Genomic DNA, 16,699 nt, shown 5'->3' with positions numbered 1-16,699 from the left:
GCTAATTATTTTACAAATTAGGCACTTTAATCACATCACCAATGCGAAGCTGAGTAGAAGGCGTTAAATTATTCAGCTCAGCCAATAAATTGGTTTCTAAACCATATTTACTCGCAAGACCAATTAAGGTATCACCACGCTTCACTTTGTATTCCACGACAGTTTTTGGAATCACAATATTCTGACCGCGCTGTAAGTTAGCATTTGCTTTTAATGCATTCATTTCAGCCAGTTCACGCACTGAAATACCTGCACGGCTCGCAATACTATTTAAAGACTCGCCAGATTTAACCGTATATCTTTCAGTGTTTTTACCAGCGGCAACTGTTTTAGTTGAAGACTTAGTATCTGCTTTAGCTGTTTCAACTGTAGGTACATCACCCGTTAGCTTTAAGCGCTGCCCCACACGAACGCTACTGTTGCGTGAAAGACCATTTAATGAAGCAAGGTAGTCCAACTGTAAGTGGTAGCGATTAGCGATATTACCTAAGCTATCACCAGATTTAACTGTATAAGTTTCTGGTGTTTCTTCTTTGGCGTTTTTAGAAGATTTAGTTGGCGCCTCTTCAACAGTTCCTGTTAGTTTTAAGCGTTGACCAGCACGCAAACCAGCAGTACGAGACAAACCGTTTAGGTCAGCCAAATAGCTTGTTTGCAAATTATATTTACTCGCAATCGCATTTAAGCTATCGCCAGACTGTACAACGTATTGTTCTGGAACACTTAAGCCTGCCGGTACTTTTAAAGTTTGACCAAGCTGCACATGGCTATTTGCTTTTAAGTTATTTAACTCGGCTAACTCAGCTAGGCTAATTTTTGATTTAGTTGCAATACTCGATAAAGTATCACCACGTTGTACTTTATAGCCTTCTGTTTTATAAGAAACACTTGCTGATGCTTTCTCAGATTTACTAGAAGCCTTAGTTTCAGCAACTTCATCTACAGAAATATCTTGTGTAGGCACATTAATTTTTTGGCCTACCATTAAGTTACTGCCCGCAGTTAATCCCGGTGTTAATTCAGCAAGTTCCTGATTAGAGAGCGCATAACGATCTGCAATCAATTTAAGGTATTCACCGCGCTTCACAGTATAGCTCTTAGTTGCTATACGTTTTGCACTTGCCTGAACAGCTTTCGGTTCTGCTTTAGCACTTGAGCGACTATTTTTTGGTTCTTTTAACTGTAGTTTTTGCCCAACAAATAAGCCATCAGTCACTGATAAATCGTTATATTCAGCCAATTGTCTTACTGACAAATTAAACTGGTTAGCCACGCCGCTTAAGCTATCGTTAGCCTGAACGACATATACATCTGGTTTAGCTGTGCTTTTTGAAGTCGTTTGAGTTTCTTGTGGCTTAGCATCATAAAGGTATAGCGTTGAACCAACATATAACGTCTTTTCTGGATCAATCTGGTTCCACTTAGCAACATCGCGCCAGTTTACGCCATTTTTCATCGCAATAACGGCTAGAGTATCACCCGGTAAAACTGTATAGGTACTACGTTTGCCTTTTGGCTGTACAACCACTACATCTGTGTCAGTTTTAATGTAAGGCTTGTCTTTATTGCGCTGCCCATCTTCAGAGTTAGCTACAGTCACATCTTCAGCTAAAGTTTTTGGATATGCAAAACCTTTACTTACTTCTTTACCTTGTTGCTCTGCAACTGACTGACTTGTTTGAATCGCAGTTAATTTAATTTTGCCATCATAAGGATCAACAATTTCTGTTCCTTGTGGTGCAATAGCTTTTAACTCGGCAACTACTTGATCTTTTTCAGCCTGCGTTGGTTGTGGCTCTAAAGCTTGTTGAACTGTTTCTTTCTCACCTTCAGCTCGAACTGCCGCTAAAATCTTTTCACGTTCTGCAGCCGAGATTGGTGGCTCTGTCTTCACTTGCTTAATATTTGCTGCAGGTGTCACAGCAACAGGAATACGTGGAGCACTTGGTACATCAGCCGAAGCTGCAAACGCGGCTAAAGCATCAGACCCACGAGGAGTTGAAGTTTTTACTGTGGTAGAGCTACTCGTTGTTTTAGTAGGTGTTGACGGTTTAACTGGTTGAACCTGATTTGCAGGCGTGGTTTTAATTGTCACAGATGTTGAAGCACTTACATCTGGCTTAGATGGTGAAGTCACATTTGCCCACCAACCCGAACCACCGCCTGACTTCATACCTTTTAATTTATTATCAATTGAAGGACTTAAATCTGCCGGAATCAAGATACGCATTGGGCTTGCTGGGTCTACCATTTCACCACGATATCCCGGGTTTAATGCATAGAGTTCCGAACGACTTAATCCAGCTACAGACGCAATTTCATTCAATGATAAAGGTGCAGATAAAGTCACTTCACGGAAATGGGGTCTATTTGCAATAGGCGGCAAAGAAATACCGTAAGCTTTTGGATTTTTAATAATTTGGGCAACAGCCAAGAAACGAGGAACATAGTTCATGGTTTCTTGAGGTAATTTTAAAGACCAATAATCAGTTGGTAAACCTGCTGCCTGATTTCGGTTAATTGCTTGTTGAATACGTCCCGGTCCAGCATTATAGGCTGCTAAAGCAAGCTCCCAAGAACCGAATTGATTATATAAGCTTCCTAAAAACTCATAGGCAGCACGAGTCGACTCAACAACATCTCGACGGCCATCATACATGCCTGTTTGCTTTAAGCCATAAATACGGCCAGTACTCGGAATAAACTGCCATAAACCTGCTGCTGCAGCACTACTTGTTGCAGCTGGGTCATATGAACTTTCAATTACAGGTAATAGTGCAAGTTCTGTCGGCAAACCACGGCGTTCAGCTTCTTTAACTGTATGGTACAAATAACGACTTGCGCGGGCACTTAAACGATCAAGATAAGGCTGACGAGAAATAAACCAACTACGCTGAGCTTCAATACGTGAATCCCAATGGTTCAAATCCATTTTGAAACCAACAGACATACGTTTCCAGACATCACCATGCTTTAAAATAAGCAGACGGTCACCCTCTACAGCACGCATATCAGTTGCTGAAAGTAAGTCTTCCAATGAATCAAGACTACTCGCATCTAAATAACCTGCACCACTGACCTGTTTCGATTTTGAGGTTTTTGCAGATTGCGGAGTCGATGAACAGCCTGTTGTAATACCCAACGCAGCTAACGCAGAGCTAAGTACGGTAATTTTAAACAATGATGCTGCAGATGGCTGCCACACAAATGTGGTTGGTTTATACATAAAAACTTCCAAACAACTCGCGTAATATTTTTTTGGGGTCTGCCCACAAACCCTAGGTCTTCGATGCCATTGTAGTAAAGCATGCAAGATAGACAAGGCAATAATTTAATGTCATTCGCATGGAAATGTTACAAGAAATTAAAAAAACCTTGCTTTGATACGATGGAACCGAACTTTTTGCGTATACAATACACCATATTCAGTTCTTTTTCTTTTAGTTTAGGTTTCGATTTATGTCTCAAACAATCACACTGTATGTTGATGGTGCATGTCGTGGCAATCCGGGTTTAGGTGGTTGGGGCGCATATGTCATTACCGAGCAGGGTGAACATAAATTATTTGGCGGTGAGCCTGATACGACCAATAACCGTATGGAACTCACTGCTGCCATTGAAGGTGTTTCATTTTGTCCAACCGATGCACATTTGATTATCTGGACAGATTCAAATTATGTGAAGCAAGGTATTACTGAGTGGATTCATGGTTGGAAAAAGAAAAACTGGAAAGATGTAAAAAATCCTGACCTTTGGCAGAAATTAGATGCTGTCTGTGCAGGTAGAAATATTGAGTGGAACTGGATTAAAGGCCATGCAGGACACCCTGGCAATGAAATGGCAGACCAGTTGGCGAATTTAGGTGCAGACAAAACTGCTAAAGAACTCAAGCAACCACAGTCTGCCACTGTATCGCAAGATATAAAAAAGCCTGAACAGGACTGGCTGCTAGATGACCCTTTCGGATTTGATCTGGCTGACGCAACTGAAGAAGAAAATATTCATCTTGAAGCATCTGAAGAAGTTGATATGATTATTGTGGAAGAAGAAATTATTGAAGTTGAAACTACCGAACAAGAAAGTAAGCAGCCAACCAATAACATTCATCCTCAAATCGTTGTGACCGAAGCCAAGTTAAAATTACAAGGTCCTCGACAACTGATTCTCGATACGGAAACTACTGGTTTTTATTTCCAAGATGGCGACCGCATTATTGAGGTGGGCGCGATTGAGATGATTAACCGTAAGCTTACGGGTAGCTCGATTCATATTTATATCAACCCACAAAAACCAGTGGGAGACTCAGAAAACATCCACGGTATCAGTGATGATTTCTTAAAAGATAAACCGCTCTATGCGGACATTGCTGACACCTTATTTGACTATCTCAAAGGTGCAGAGATTATTGCCCATAACGCGACCTTCGATATGAACTTCCTTGATATGGAGTTTAAACGCGTAGGACTTCCTGCACTTTCTGAAGTATGTGAGGTAACAGATACTTTAGCTTTAGCGAAAAACAAACATCCGGGACAAAAAAACTCCCTTGATGCGCTTGTAAGACGTTATGAAATTCCAGCACGTGACCGTACTTTCCACGGCGCATTACTCGATGCTGAAATTCTTGCTGATGTTTACTTGGCAATGACTGGTGGTCAGGTTTCTTTTGATATTGATGCCTTATCTCAGAGTGAAAATAGCCAGCAAACAACCAATAGAAGCAGAGTTCAAATTGATCTTCCTGTAATTTACCCTTCAGATGAAGAGTTAAATACACATGAGACTTGGGTCAAAGAATATGAGGAAAAACACGGAGAACCTTGCCTTTTTGCAAAATAAATTTTTGATTCTTTAGTGTTTTTAGCTTTTCCCCTTTGCAAGTTAAGTTATATTAGTCACATAGATTTTTAGCTCAAATTATTGAGCACTACGAATATAACAATTGATTTTTTGCAAAGGGGAACGTTTATGTCTGAGCATACGTCGATTCATTTCGATCCAACAGCTTTACTCATCATTAAACATGAAATTGATCGTTCAATAAAACTGGTAGAAGGTGCGGTAAGTACCTTAATTGAAGAACAAACTCTCCCTTTTGGTATTGATGATGCATTAGAACAGTTTAAACAATGCACTCAAGTTCTACGTTTAATTGATGTTCCTTATCTTGCAAAAATCACTCAGTATTCAACTGAGTTGATGCAAAAAATTATTGCAAATCCAGCACAAATTAATACGGATGATGTCGTTGCCCTAAGCGAAGGCACGACCATGGTAAAGCGTTATATTGAATTTATCTGTTTGCGTGAAATACAAGTTCCACAATTTCTTCTTACGACTTTAAATAATTTAGAATTAGCTTTAAATAAGCCTCTAACTACCTCCGGACAAGCTATTGTCCCTTTACTTGCAAATACTTCGCTTGAACTGCCGTTGCCTGAAATATTAATTAGTGAAAAAACTCAGTTCATCCATCAACTATACAAACTCTCTCTACACCAATTTTTAAAAAAGACAGCCTCAGCTCAGAATTTTCAAGCCTTTAAACTTATTGCAACCTATTTGGTCAGCATGGCGAATACTCAGCCAAGCCAAAAATATTGGCAGCTCGTCAATTACGCTTTTAACCATATTGATGACCTCCTTTTAAATGATTCACGCCTACGTGTACTGATTAATATTGAAAGTCATATTGCTCTATTTTTAGCAGCGCCCGAAAGTTTTAAACCTAATTTAGCGGCATTCGCAGATATTTTAAGTATTGTCATCGCTCAAGAAGATGAGATTGCTCACCATATTCGTAACCAGCTTCATATTGGTGATAAAACACCAACTGATACTCAATTACTCGTTTTAAGTCGCCATCTTTTTGGTCCGGACTTTGACACGATGCACACAGTCAGCCAATTAATCTTGGATGAAATGAATAAGGTGCGGAACGATATTGAATACAACTATCAAAATATGTCGCCTGAAAAAGCACAGCAACTACAAGCGAGCCTTTTACAACTGGCTCATACCTTTAAACTTCTAAACCTTGATGAAGCCGCATCTGCTCTTTCTCAACAAGCCAGCAGTTTAAGTCAACTTAACATTTTAAGTGATGAAAACTATGCTCAGCAGCTGATGAACAGCATTTTATCTGCTATGAACTCAATTGGTATTTTGGTACGCAATTACACGTCAAATCGTCTACAACTTAGCGTGAATAATACGGCTATTTCTTTAGATCGTCTTGATGAAGCTCATCAAGCTTTGCTTACCGAGACAAAAAATTTAATTGATTTTATCTGTCAGAGTCTTACGTTGTATGCCAATGACCAAACACAAAATATTGAAGCCATTGCAGGTTCATTAAAAGAGTTAGCAGGTGCAGCCGAATTTTTAGGAAGCACGACGCAACAACATGCTTTACTCCAAACTGCCCAATTTGTTCAAGAGCAACTTGAACAAAACCAGCCTTTTAATACAGACCAAATTCACTGTATTTTTAACGTATTAGCAGGCATTGACATGTTAGTTGACAATTTAAAAAATAAACAACCTGTTCTACAATCCATGTTTAATGTAGCATTGTCGAGTAGTCAACAACTTCAAAAAAAGGCAGCTTAATGTCTGAATTATCACTTGCTTATATTTTCCATCATCAACAATTACTGGTTGACCAGAATCTCCAACTACCCAAAGTCGAAAAGTTAGCAAGTGATTTACTTTTCACTCATGATGAGCAAGTCATTGCACGTGACTTGCTTGCTGAGGAACCTATCCCGGAAGGCTTACAACTTGTCCCAATTCGCCAGCTTATTACCAGCTGGTCGAAAGAACAGTTTTTGCAAGCGAGCCGTGCTGTTCAATTACTTGAATGGCGACGTAACCATAAGTTTTGTAGCCACTGTGGACATCCGACAGAAGTTCACCCAACCGAATATGCAATGGTATGCCCTTCTTGTCGCTACCACCAATATCCTCGTGTAAACCCTTGCATTATTACCGTCATTACTCGTGGTGATGATGAAATCTTGCTGGCTAAGTCAGTTCACAACAAAACCAATATGTATGGTTTGATTGCAGGTTTTGTTGAGGTGGGCGAAACACTTGAAGAAGCAGTACAACGTGAAGCCTTTGAAGAAGTAGGTTTAAAACTCAAAAATATTCAGTATATGTCAAGTCAGCCTTGGCCATTCCCAAGTAACCTTATGGTGGCATTTCGGGCAGAATATGAGTCGGGTGAAATTAAGCTTCAAGAAGAAGAAATTGCAGATGCCCAATTCTTCAAAATTGATCAATTACCTGAGATTCCGTTTAAAGGAAGTATTGCTCATTCAATGATTATGCAGATTACCCAAGCTGGGTAATCTGCCGTGTTTTAAACGAGACTCTCGTTTAAAACACTTCTTCGAGAAAATGTAAGATCGTTCTTTTCGTTCTGAAATAGTGGCTAATAAAGCTAGAAAGACTGGCCAAAATTGTAATATGTCCAGTTTTAGGAATCACAGCGATATGACTGTGATTTCCACTCTGTCTTAAAGCCCGATCCAAATCCAACGTATTCTCTTTGCCGACAAGCTGATCATTTTCAGCCATGAGTAAGTAATGTTTAATACTATTTTGATTGACGAAATAGTATGGCATCACTTCTTGATAAGAAGTACTTTGATCAAAAGCATCTTCAGCTAGTGGGTCCCCCTTATAATCAAAATGATAAGGTCCAGCTAAACCGAAAATCGCCTTAATATTTCCTAAACATTGAATAGGATTTGGCGTTGGGTGATAAACAGCAGACATTACATTAAATGCCCCTGCCGAATGTCCCATAAGCACAACATTTTCTGTAGAAATTTCTAGTTTGTCTTGGTTTTGATGTAAATAATTCAGTGCCTGTGTCAAGTCATCAACAAAACTCGGAAAAATATTTTTAGGAGCTAATTGATAGTTGATAACTGCAACGTCATAGCCTTCTTTAGCAAACGTCTCACCAATAAAAAGATAATCTCGCTTATTACCATGTTGCCAAGCACCACCATGTACAAAAACAATAAGAGGCTGATGTGCTAGTTTTTTAACAGATCGGTAAATATCCAAACGGTGACGCGGCTTTAGACCATAACGTACATTTGCGACCTGTTCAAAACCATCTTTTGGCGTAAAACGGTTTAAAGCAAAACTCCCCAAATCATAAAGGCGGAACTCTTTATAGAGAGTTCGCGCCTGTTCAATTTTACTTTGTAGTTGTTCAATCAGATTCATAAATTACTGTGCATTCGAAGCTGGATCTGTTTGGTCAGGATCAATTGCAACAGGAGTTTGAACTGTTGGTTGAGCAATGACGTTATTAATAATCGGTGTAGTCGTTGCACTAGCAGTACTCGCCGCTGGCGCAGGTGCTAAATCAACGTTATCAATGAGTGTCACAATTTTGGTCACGTTGCCAACATTTTGAAGCACATTATTTAAATCATTAATTTCAGCAGTATTTAAACGGCCCATCACATATAAAACACCATCTTCAGTATGAACGAGCACTTTACTGTCCGATACAACTGGTGCTTTCATTAATAGAGCACGTGTATTTGCAGTTACACCAGCATCTTGCATGATCGTGTTATAGCTGACCTTATTACCCACGGTAATGTAGTTATGTACAGCTTTTACGTCACTCATGGCTTTAACATTGTCTTCTGCTAGCTGTTTCAAGTAAGGGTCTGGCACCTGACCAGTTAACAATACTGTGCTATGGAAGCTTTCGATGTTAATACGAGATTGTTTAAAACGCTGATCAAGCTTATAGAGGTTAATATTCGCTGTACGTTTAATTGAAGAATCAATGAATACTTGACCTAAGCTACGTACACCACTATCTGTTCCAACTGGAGCTGTACCTGTTCCACCAGAAATAAAACTTGCGCAACCTGACAAACTTGCGACACAAAGCGCTGTTACAGCAATACGTTTCAACACTCCACCAGACTCCTATCAATCTCTTCTTGGCTTGATCATAAAACATCGGTTTTAATTTGCTCAAAAGAGTAATGAACTCTTAATCCAAAGTAAATGCATTTTCGATCCATTGCAGATCATAATGGAAATTTGAAAAGTCTTGCTGTACTGTTTTTGCAATTTTCTGTGGAAAATCAAAACAAATCACATCAAAACGACAATAAAAATCCTGATAAGATGGGTAGCGCTGTAAAAAACGCATCGCGGTTTTAATAATTTTCTTCTGCTTTGTTCTTGTCACCATTTCGCAAGCTTGTCCATAATTTCCTATAGTACGCGCCTTTACCTCAACAAAAACCAGCTCTTGCCCTCTTTTAACAATTAAATCAACTTCACCACGGCGTGAATGGTAATTACTGGTTACCCATACGTAGTTTTGCTTTTGCAACAGGTTTAAAGCTGTTTGCTCTGCCCATTTCCCCAACTGCTGCGCTAATAGCATTCTTATCTTCCCCAAATTAAAAGTAGCACCACATATTTTGATGCTTAAATTATTTCGTTAAATCCACCCGTACTTTCTGACCTAAATTGAACAAATGAAGATCAGATCATTTTGGAAAAGCAAAGGTTGGCAGACATTGTTCACGCCCAAATCATAATTTCGGGTAAACTACCCCATTAAAATTGTTTATCTGTACGGAGTAAAACCAAATGAGTGCTCAGTTATTCGTTGTAGCCACCCCAATCGGGCACTTAGATGATATGACTTTCCGTGCAATTGATATTTTAAAATCCGTTTCTATTGTAGCTGCCGAAGATACACGTCAATCAGCACAATTATTTAAGCACTATAATATATCGACTCAACTTACTGCATGTCATGATCACAATGAAAGTAATAAAATTGAGCAGTTAGTGCAAAAATTACTTGCAGGCGATAACATTGCTTTAATTAGCGATGCTGGTACACCGCTTATTAGTGACCCTGGTTTTAAGTTAGTTCGAGCTGCTCAAGAACATGGCATTAGGGTTGTTCCTGTGCCTGGCGCATGTGCTGCAATTGCTGCTCTAAGTGCAGTAGGTCTACCGAGCGATCGTTTTAGTTTTGAAGGATTTTTGCCATCAAAAGCTTCTCAACGTATTTCTCAATTAGAAAAACTCAAAAATGAAACTCAGACCTTAATTTTCTATGAAGCACCACACCGTATTTTAGAATGTGTAAAAAATATGGCTGAGGTATTTGGTGAAAACCGTCCTGTAGGTTTCGCACGTGAAATTACCAAAACCTTTGAAACCATCAAAAAAATGACTTTAAAAGATTTGGTCAGTTTTATAGAAAATGATCACAACCAAGAAAAAGGCGAAATTGTTCTTGTAGTTGGCGGTGCACCAGAAAAGACAGATCTGGAACAAGAAAAACTAGATGAACTTTTAAAGCGCTTACTTCAAGATTTATCTGTTAAAGCGGCATCTCAACTGGCTGCTGATTTAACAGGAGTTAAGAAAAAAGTCGCTTATCAACGTGCGCTTGAGTTAACACAATCTTAATCTTTTGATTAAGCACAGTGATGAATAATAAATATTCTTCATCATCACTGTGCATGAATTTTGCATAATAATATTAAAGATAAAAATAAGAGTATTTACATGAATGTACAGTTTGGAAAGCTTGGGCCGCATGAAGAGTGTGAACTAGAATTACTACTTTCAGGCGAGAAACCTATCGCTTTGTTTTATGATCTACTACCTACCGAGTTTTTAGAGCATCTCGAGCAAGGTACTTTATCTATGCTGAGTAAAGACATTGAAACCTCTTTACCTTTACCATTTTCAATTATGTTGATCTATAAAAATGCACCTTTAGCAAATTTAAATGAACTTGTGTTATGTATTGAAAAATCACTAAAGGAGACTCAGCTCGAAGATCGCTTAGAGCTTGACCGTAGAATCGGACAGCTTTTAGGTTACTCAACACAAGATATAGAGTTTTATATTCAGCATGTTTCAAATTTTTATGCCCGCTCACGGACTTAAATTTATCTCAATATCTTTTTCGCTGACTGAACAATTGTCTCAGTTAATACATCAAGTTGCTGCGACTGTCTTTTCCAGTGGTGCCAATATAAAGGAACATCAAGTTCGGCTTCAGGCATAATATCAACAAGTGTTCCATTTTCGAGTAGTGGCTGAACCTGCAACTCGGGCACCATGCCATAGCCTAAACCTAATTGAATTGCTTTGACGAAAGCATCTGTTGCTGGAATAAAACTATAAGGATAACTTTGCATCGGTAAACCGTATCCTTTTAGTAAGACCTCTGAATGCATTAAGTCTTTATGATTAAAAATAACTGCTGGTGCTTTTCTTAATGCGTCTCTATTCACTCCGGCACTAAACCATTTATTTACAAATTCAGCAGAGGCCAACATTTTATAACGCATTTTTCCTAGTGGTTGAGCTAAACAACCTGACATGACCTGCTCTTCTGCCGAAATACAGGCATTGACTTGTCCTGTCTCCAATAAAGTGTGCGTGTGAGATTGATCATCAATTTTTAGTTCTAACACGATTTTTTCTTTAAAAAGTGTTTGCTGAATATTTGGTAAAAGCCAAGTAGCTAATGAATCTGCATTTGAAGCTAGAGCAATTTTATAAAATTCAGATTCTGATGATTTTCCCATCAAACCTTGTAATAAATTTTGCTCCATTAATCTCGTATGACGTAAATGTTGCAATAAAGTTTGCCCCGCTTGAGTGAGCATACAAGGGCGGCCCCGTATAATGAGTATTTGTCCTAAATACTTTTCTAAAGCCTGTACGCGTAAGGACACTGCTGATGGCGTAATATATAAATGCTCCCCTGCCGCATCAAAACTTCCCAATTCTGCGACTGCAAGAAAGGCTTCACATTGTTTGCTATCTAACATATTAAATCTAAATTTTTTTTAGCCAAACCTAAATATTCTTAATTTTACTTATTTCTTAATAAAAAGTCAGATAATTCCCATATCTGATTTTTTCACCTTATTGTTATGTTCTCTCTTAGTATATTTTTTAAAGGTTTCGGTATTGGCAGTGGGCTTATCGTAGCAATTGGAGCTCAAAATGCTTTTGTCCTAAAACAAGGACTTAAACAGCAATATGTATTTTGGTTGTGTTTAATCTGCGCCCTGTCCGACTCAATTTTAATTGCCTGTGGTGTATTAGGTTTTGCAGAAATCATGACTGCATCACCTATCTTAATTACCGTAGCTAAATATTTAGGGGCAACGTTTTTATTAGTTTACGGTGCCAAAGCATTTTATGCTGCATTTAAGACTACCCAAAATATGGACCTTGATAGCAGTCAAAAACAAACATTAACTCAAGCATTAGTGACCTGTCTTGCCTTTACTTGGCTTAATCCTCATGTCTATTTAGACACTATTGTTCTGATTGGTTCAGTTGCAACTCAGCTTGAAGATAAAGTGAGTTTTGCTTTGGGCAGCATTCTTGCCTCTTGGGTTTTCTTTTTTAGTCTGGGCTATGGTGCAAGATTATTAAAGCCACTATTTACCAATCCCAAAGCTTGGAAAATTTTAGATTTCATTATTGGTTGCGTTATGTGGAGTATCGCTATAACCCTCTTGTTTTAACGGCTTAAAATAAAAAAGGATCATATAAAAGATCCTTTTTTTATTACTCTTGAGTATTACGCTTCACTGGCAACTATAACTCTTGCCTGTTTTCTTTCTTGTTGTGACTGTTTTATAACAGCATAACCAGAAGATACACCCAAGTATGCAATGACAAAGGCAACAAATAAATCGGGAAATACACTGCCTGTTCCAAAGACCCCAACCGCCGCTAAAATTACAGCAATATTGGCAATTGAGTCATTTCTACTGCACAACCAAACAGAGCGCATGTTGGCATCCCCATCACGAAATGCATAAAGCATAAGCGCGACAGAAACGTTAGCAATTAAAGCCATTACACCAATTGCTCCCATCACCATTGGTTCGGGTGAAACGCCATAAAAATACGACCAGACCACTTTCGCAATGACAAAAATGCCGAAAGCTGCCATCGTTATTCCTTTAACTAATGCAGCTGTTGCACGCGAATATAAACTCATCGAAAGGACGACTAAAGATAATGCATAATTTGCTGCATCTCCGGCAAAATCCAATGCATCTGCCCAAAGTGAAACAGATTGGGCCTTATAACCTCCCAATATTTCCACCACAAACATTAAGGCATTGATCACAAGTGCAATCCATAACGCTTTTCTAAAACGAGGACTCACCTTCTTTGAAGGAGAACATGTTGAAGCACAACCACATCCAGCCATTTTATTTCCTCAAAAACTCTTTTATAGTGATTAAAAACCCTTGAGTAGCTCCAGAGTCAAGTCTTATGAGTCTTTCTATTGGTCAATTATCAAAAAAAGCGGATATTCCAATTGATACGATCCGTTATTACGAAAAAGTAGGTGTACTTGATCGCATCCAACGTTCAGAAAATAATTATCGTGTTTACACCGAACAAACACTTGCAGACCTTTTATTTATTAAGCATTGCCGTGAATTAGATATTTCACTGAGTGATATTAAAACGTTAAAAGAAATGAAAACTCAGCCCAAACAGGCCTGCACAGAAATTGATAATTTAGTCGATAAATATTTAAAAGAAGTATCAGAAAAAATCGAACGATTATTACTTTTAAAAGAATCTTTGATTGATTTAAAACAGCATTGCTCGACCAATCGAACAGTAGATGAGTGCGGGATCTTGAAAGAGCTTCAAAACTCTCCTTGAAAATAAAAAAGCATCACTCATGTGATGCTTTTTAGGATTAATGGTCGCTATGTTCATCTGGAGGAACTTCGGTAATTCTCCCCCCTCGAGCTAAAAATGCGGCAACTTCATCTTCCAGCGCTTGGCGCTGTTTTTGCTTAGCAGTCACAGTCAGTGTTTCTGCTTCAGCAATATCAGTATCATTAATACTGCTTGCTTCTTCATCAGCTGCACCGCTTTCAGCTGCCTTTGCTTCATCTTCATCTACAGCAGAATCTTCTGCATCTTCATAATCATTGATATCTGACATTTTTCACTCCCCAGAATGATTTCTATTGCATCATCGCTATGGTCTTTGAGACCTCAGAAATTTAGCAATCTCTTTGCATTTAGCAAAGAGCCAAATTGGTCAAATGTGTATCTTTTTCAACCCAATTGGTAATGATATATAAATGATTGTTTAAAAAATATCTACTGATATTTATTTAGACCAGTAGAGCATAAACTTCGTAATTATTTTAACGACTATACTGGGTGTTTTGTAAAGACCCTAAACCGTTTGCTTGTTGCATAAAACGCTCTTTTAAGAAGGAAATTTGTTCAACTTGCTTGAGTCCCACATTCCGAGCCCAGATAAATGGAAATAGCTCACTACTTTCCAACCAGCCAATTGCCGACATGCTATGCATCATTGCGTCATTTTGGCCTTTACGGCGATGCTCATAACGCAACAATGTCTGTTCATTTGCCCATACACCACGCGCTAAGTCATGTAGTAATGCATCACAGAGTACAGCCGCATCTAAACAACCAATATTTACGCCTTGTCCAGCAAGTGGATGAATCACATGTGCTGCATCTCCAATTAAAGCTAAACCAGCTTTCACATACTGTTTTGCAGCGCGCGCTTTGAGCGGGAATTGGGCTCTTGAACGTACATCTAATACTTCACCCAACATATGTTGGCTTTCACGAGTTAAAAGCTGCATAAACTCATGATCGGTTAAAGCAGAATATTCATCGGCATAATCATCAGGTAGTGTCCAGACAATTGACTGCCAGTAGCCATTTTCACTTTCTTCAAGACTAGCCATCGGCAAATAAGCTAAAGGCCCTGTAGGTAAGAAAATTTGGCGAGCAACATGATTGTGGGGTTTAGATGTTTTAATAGCACAACTAATCGCTGCTTGCTTGTAATCTAAGACATCTAGGTCAATAAAGGCCTGTTCTCGTACAAATGAATTGGCACCATCTGCACCAATCAGCAGTTTTGTTTTAAGTGTCGTACCATCTGCCAATTGAATATGCCAACAACCAATACCCTGCTCAATGCGAGTCACTCGAACTTGAGTACGATAATCTGTTAACTGCTCAAGCATTTTTTGTTGAATAGCAACATTCAATACACTTGGCTCAACCATAGAACCTAAGGACTGTTCTGGCATTGGTCTTTGTACGGACTCGTGGCCAAAATTAATTTCACCATAGCCATTCAGATTCCACACCTGCATTCCTGTATATGGCATTTGACGTGCTAGATCATCCCAAACATTGACAGTTTTAAGTAAATGAATGGTCGCTTGGCTTAGTGCTAAAACACGTGGGTTCATCACACTTAGTGTTTTTTCAACATCCAGTACAGGAGCAGCATCAAGCACAGTAGGCTGTACACCACCTTGGGCAAGTAATAAAGCTGTTAAACCACCAACCAGTCCACCACCAACAATGATAACATCTAAGACTTCACTCATGCTTTTAGCCCCATTGCATAGTTCGCTACCAGTGGTTTAACACCTGGAATGACATCAAATGCAATTAATCCCGTATTACGAATTAATTTTAATAATGGATTTTGATTACTAAAACCACGAACCACGGTGTCACAGAACTTAATGACTCGTTGTTGATCTGACAAACGAGCTTGTTCATAAGCCAGTAAATTATCTGGGTTACCAATATCATCAGAAGCAGTTAGCTGGTTCACTAAATAACGCACTAAAACATCCGCATCACGTAGACATAGGTTAAAGCCCTGTCCTGCAACAGGATGGATTGTATGCGCCGCATTACCCATTAAAATAACACGTCCGACAGCTTGTTTATGTGCGAGCACTTGTGAAAGCGGATAACTAAAGCGTTTGCCGGTTTTTTCAAATTTACCCGCTCGGTCACCATAAGTTTGTTGTAAAGCACTTAAGAAATGCTGATCATTTTCATCGCCTAACCACTCACTTTCAGTGCCTTTTTTAACAGGCCATACAACCGAACGACGATACCCACCCGGTAAAGGCAATAAAGCTAAAGGACCTAATGCACTAAAACGCTCAAAACCTACTTGTTCATGAGGTTTTGAAGTCTGAACGGTAGTGACAATTGCAACCTGATCATAATCATGAACATCTACACCAATGCCGATAGCCTGACGACAGAAAGAGTCACGTCCATCTGCAGCGATTAATAGTTTTGATTCAAGTTTTAAAACTTCATCACCACGCTTGGCCTCAATATGTACTTGCTCAGCATCTTGAGTTAAAGCAGTCACTTGAACGCCATCAATCAGCTCAATCAAAGGCTGCTGACGTACTTGAGTCAATAAAACACGACCCAACCAAGCATTTTCAATCACCTGCCCAAAGCTTTCGACTTTTTCTTGTTCTGCAATTAATCGTGCCTTACCAAAACTGCCTTGTTCAGTAATGTGAACTTGTAGAATTGGAGTCGCGTGCTGCTGTAATGCATCCCATACCCCCAGCTTCTGATAAATCTGGACGCTACGACGCGATAAAGCCGTATTACGCGCATCGAAACTGGAATGATAAGGGGCAACATTTTGATCATCATAGTTTGGGTATTTCACAGCTTCTAACAGCTTTACTGCAATATTAGCCTTCGCCAGCATGAGTGAAAGGCTAAGTCCAACCATTCCCCCACCTACAATAATCACTTGTTGTTGCATCGAGTTGTGCTCCTTTGGCGAATACGT

16 protein-coding genes are annotated in these 16,699 nt (G+C 39.1%); 7 read left to right on the top strand and 9 right to left on the bottom strand.

From position 1 onward, the window contains the following. Positions 1 to 10: 10 nt before the first annotated feature. Positions 11 to 3,226 carry a lytic transglycosylase gene (locus JGE69_RS01315; RefSeq protein WP_199111965.1) on the bottom strand — a complete coding sequence of 1,072 codons (3,216 nt, stop codon included), beginning with the start codon at positions 3,224 to 3,226 and terminating at the stop codon, positions 11 to 13. Positions 3,227 to 3,459: 233 nt separating this feature from the next. Between JGE69_RS01315 and dnaQ the strand changes: the two genes are divergently transcribed. The 3 genes from dnaQ (at position 3,460) to nudC (ending at position 7,355) form a co-directional block, all read left to right on the top strand. Beyond that, a complete protein-coding gene (gene dnaQ, locus JGE69_RS01310) occupies positions 3,460 to 4,839 on the top strand; it encodes a DNA polymerase III subunit epsilon (RefSeq protein ID WP_199111963.1) in 1,380 nt (459 codons plus the stop codon). Between the two features lie 129 nt (positions 4,840 to 4,968). Further along, on the top strand, positions 4,969 to 6,612 hold the full coding sequence (locus JGE69_RS01305) for a chemotaxis protein (RefSeq protein ID WP_199111961.1): 1,644 nt from the start codon (positions 4,969 to 4,971) through the stop codon (positions 6,610 to 6,612). Continuing rightward, entirely contained in the window at positions 6,612 to 7,355 is a 744-nt protein-coding gene (gene nudC, locus JGE69_RS01300) for an NAD(+) diphosphatase (protein WP_005070517.1), read from the top strand. The genes JGE69_RS01305 and nudC overlap by 1 nt, the downstream gene beginning before the upstream one ends. 28 nt (positions 7,356 to 7,383) lie before the next feature. Here nudC and JGE69_RS01295 read toward each other — a convergent pair whose 3' ends face one another. The 3 genes from JGE69_RS01295 to JGE69_RS01285 form a co-directional block, all read right to left on the bottom strand. After that, a complete protein-coding gene (locus tag JGE69_RS01295; RefSeq protein ID WP_199111959.1) occupies positions 7,384 to 8,247 on the bottom strand; it encodes an alpha/beta hydrolase in 864 nt (287 codons plus the stop codon). A gap of 3 nt (positions 8,248 to 8,250) precedes the next feature. Then, positions 8,251 to 8,958: a BON domain-containing protein gene (locus JGE69_RS01290; protein WP_119685413.1), complete on the bottom strand. Its 708-nt coding sequence runs from the start codon at positions 8,956 to 8,958 to the stop codon at positions 8,251 to 8,253. Positions 8,959 to 9,037: 79 nt separating this feature from the next. Next, positions 9,038 to 9,439, bottom strand: coding sequence for a YraN family protein (locus JGE69_RS01285; protein ID WP_005070523.1), 402 nt, complete (start codon positions 9,437 to 9,439; stop codon positions 9,038 to 9,040). A 209-nt stretch (positions 9,440 to 9,648) separates the two neighbouring features. Here JGE69_RS01285 and rsmI point away from each other — a divergent pair, with 209 nt between their 5' ends. Further along, positions 9,649 to 10,485 (top strand): 16S rRNA (cytidine(1402)-2'-O)-methyltransferase, encoded by an 837-nt coding sequence (gene rsmI / locus JGE69_RS01280; protein WP_032004122.1) that lies wholly within the window; start codon positions 9,649 to 9,651, stop codon positions 10,483 to 10,485. A 99-nt stretch (positions 10,486 to 10,584) separates the two neighbouring features. Then, entirely contained in the window at positions 10,585 to 10,971 is a 387-nt protein-coding gene (locus tag JGE69_RS01275; RefSeq protein WP_199111957.1) for a hemin receptor, read from the top strand. 2 nt (positions 10,972 to 10,973) lie between these two features. On the opposite strand, the gene JGE69_RS01270 is transcribed toward JGE69_RS01275, so the two are convergent. Beyond that, complete coding sequence (locus tag JGE69_RS01270) at positions 10,974 to 11,864, bottom strand: LysR family transcriptional regulator ArgP (protein ID WP_199111955.1); 891 nt, start codon at positions 11,862 to 11,864, stop codon at positions 10,974 to 10,976. 105 nt (positions 11,865 to 11,969) lie between these two features. Between JGE69_RS01270 and JGE69_RS01265 the strand changes: the two genes are divergently transcribed. After that, a complete protein-coding gene (locus tag JGE69_RS01265) occupies positions 11,970 to 12,572 on the top strand; it encodes a LysE/ArgO family amino acid transporter (protein WP_199111953.1) in 603 nt (200 codons plus the stop codon). Positions 12,573 to 12,628: 56 nt separating this feature from the next. On the opposite strand, the gene JGE69_RS01260 is transcribed toward JGE69_RS01265, so the two are convergent. After that, positions 12,629 to 13,270, bottom strand: coding sequence for a cation transporter (locus JGE69_RS01260; protein ID WP_199111951.1), 642 nt, complete (start codon positions 13,268 to 13,270; stop codon positions 12,629 to 12,631). Between the two features lie 65 nt (positions 13,271 to 13,335). Between JGE69_RS01260 and JGE69_RS01255 the strand changes: the two genes are divergently transcribed. Beyond that, complete coding sequence (locus JGE69_RS01255; RefSeq protein ID WP_005070536.1) at positions 13,336 to 13,737, top strand: Cd(II)/Pb(II)-responsive transcriptional regulator; 402 nt, start codon at positions 13,336 to 13,338, stop codon at positions 13,735 to 13,737. 37 nt (positions 13,738 to 13,774) lie between these two features. On the opposite strand, the gene JGE69_RS01250 is transcribed toward JGE69_RS01255, so the two are convergent. The 3 genes from JGE69_RS01250 to ubiH all read right to left on the bottom strand — a co-directional run bounded on the left by JGE69_RS01250 (position 13,775) and on the right by ubiH (position 16,672). After that, a complete protein-coding gene (locus JGE69_RS01250) occupies positions 13,775 to 14,026 on the bottom strand; it encodes a hypothetical protein (protein ID WP_002117665.1) in 252 nt (83 codons plus the stop codon). Positions 14,027 to 14,234: 208 nt separating this feature from the next. Next, positions 14,235 to 15,467, bottom strand: a complete 1,233-nt coding sequence (locus JGE69_RS01245) for an FAD-dependent monooxygenase (protein WP_199111949.1) — start codon at positions 15,465 to 15,467, stop codon at positions 14,235 to 14,237. Continuing rightward, a complete protein-coding gene (gene ubiH, locus JGE69_RS01240) occupies positions 15,464 to 16,672 on the bottom strand; it encodes a 2-octaprenyl-6-methoxyphenyl hydroxylase (RefSeq protein ID WP_104075172.1) in 1,209 nt (402 codons plus the stop codon). Before ubiH ends, JGE69_RS01245 begins: the two co-directional genes overlap by 4 nt. Between the last annotated feature and the right edge of the window lie 27 nt (positions 16,673 to 16,699).

This window comes from Acinetobacter sp. C13 (genome assembly GCF_016809775.1).
GTDB classification, from domain to species: domain Bacteria; phylum Pseudomonadota; class Gammaproteobacteria; order Pseudomonadales; family Moraxellaceae; genus Acinetobacter; species Acinetobacter pittii.
The sequence above is the reverse complement of the archived record's forward strand: the minus strand, read 5'-3'. Positions and strand labels throughout refer to the sequence as shown.